At 76.3% G+C, this 1,716-nt stretch carries 2 protein-coding genes; both read left to right on the top strand.

Annotation, left to right across the window (positions count from 1 at the left end):
- Positions 1-148 precede the first annotated feature (148 nt).
- Complete coding sequence (locus tag DQW06_RS14015) at positions 149-1,300, top strand: sensor histidine kinase (RefSeq protein WP_013153517.1); 1,152 nt, start codon at positions 149-151, stop codon at positions 1,298-1,300.
- Positions 1,288-1,716 (top strand): response regulator transcription factor (locus DQW06_RS14010; RefSeq protein WP_157983440.1); only part of this gene is annotated, 429 nt, incomplete at its 3' end. The genes DQW06_RS14015 and DQW06_RS14010, both read left to right, overlap by 13 nt.

Here is a 1,716-nt window from a genome sequence, read left to right as displayed (position 1 = left end):
GGGGAGCGTGGACCCGGGGCGCGGCGGGGTGGCCGAAGGTCTCGCCGGGGTGGCCCGAGGTACCGTCGCGGACCGGCCCCGGTACCCCTCCCGCGGTGGGGGCTCCGTCCCGGGAGGCCCCGGTGAACAGCGGTTATACGGTGGGGCCGTGCGGATTCTCGGCAACGTCCTCCCCTGGTCGACCGTGGTGTTCGTCGCCCTCGCGGCCGTCGACTCCCACCTCGGCAACATGATCACCGTTCCCTGGCCCCTGCTGGCGGCCGACGCCGTGCTGGGGGCGGTGCTCGTCACGGCGAGCCGCTGGTGGACGGCTCGCGGCTGGGGCCGGTGGCTGGTCGCGGCGGCACCGGCCGTGTCCACCGCCTCCGTCGGGCTGGCCGCGCTCGTGGCCGCCCGCGAGGCGTCGGGCAGGCGGTGGCGGACGGCCGCGCCCCTGTGCGGGATCCTGGCCGCCGCCCTGGCCGCGGGCCTGCACAACCCCTGGACCCCGGTGGAGCCGATCCGGCCCCTATGGATCGAACTGCTGCTCGTGGCCGCCGCCGTCGCCGCCCTGGCCGCGTCCTCGGCCTACCGGGGCGCCCGCGCCGACCTGGTCCGCGTGCTGCGGGAACGGGCGCTGGACGCCGAGCGGGAGCAGCGCTTCCGGGTGGAGAACGCCAGGATGGAGGAGCGCGACCGCATCGCCCGGGAGATGCACGACGTCCTCGCGCACCGGCTCACGCTCATCTCGCTGAACGCCTCCGCGCTCACCCACCGCCCCGACCTGGCCGCCGCCGACCGCGACGCCCTGGCCGAGGAGATCCTCACCAACACCCGCCAGTCACTGGCGGAGGTCCGCGGCATCCTGTCCGACCTGCGTTCGGGCCAGGACGAGGACGCGGACCGGCCCCAGCCCACCTTCGACGGGCTCGGGCGGCTCCTGGAGGAGAACCGCAGGGCCGGAATGCGGCTGGAGGTGCACGACGAGGTGAGCGGACGCCTCCCGGCCCCCGCCAACACCGGCCGCCACGCCTACCGCATCGTCCAGGAGGCCCTCACCAACGCCCGCAAACACGGCGCACCCGGGCCGGTGCGCGTGCGCGTCGTCGCGGAGGGAACCGACGCGGTCCTCATCGAGGTCCGCAACCCCGTGCGCCGGCGTCCGGACACCGCCGACCCCGGGGAGCGTGATCCGGACGCGGGGGCCGGCGTCGGACTCGTGGGACTGGCCGAACGCGCCGCCATCTGCGGCGGCTCCCTGCTCTGGGGGCGGACGGGGGACCACTTCGAACTGAGGGTGCGCCTACCATGGTCGCCGTGAGCGAACCCGTACGAGTGGTGGTCGTCGACGACGACCCGATGGTCCGGCGCGGCCTGCGCCTGCTCCTGGGAGGCGGCGCGGTCGAGGTAGTCGCGGAGGCCGGCGACGGCGACGAGGCGGTGCGGGTCGTCGCCGAGCACGCCCCCGACGTGGTCCTGATGGACCTGCGCATGCCCGGGACCGACGGGGTGGCCGCGACCGAGCGCATCCGGAGCGCTCCCGGAGCGCCGCCCGTGCTCGTGCTCACCACCCTGGACTCCGACCGGGCGCTGGTGCGCGCCCTGCGCGCGGGCGCGAGCGGGTTCCTGCTCAAGGACGCGCCCCCGGACGAACTCGTCGAGGGCGTCCTCGCGGTCCACCGGCGGCGCCCGCACCTGGCCGACGCGGCCACCCCGTCGGTCCCGGGCATGCGCAGG

The sequence above is a fragment of the Nocardiopsis sp. TNDT3 genome, assembly GCF_003427465.1.
Lineage (GTDB): Bacteria > Actinomycetota > Actinomycetes > Streptosporangiales > Streptosporangiaceae > Nocardiopsis > Nocardiopsis dassonvillei.
This window is presented reverse-complemented; position numbering and strand designations above follow the sequence as displayed.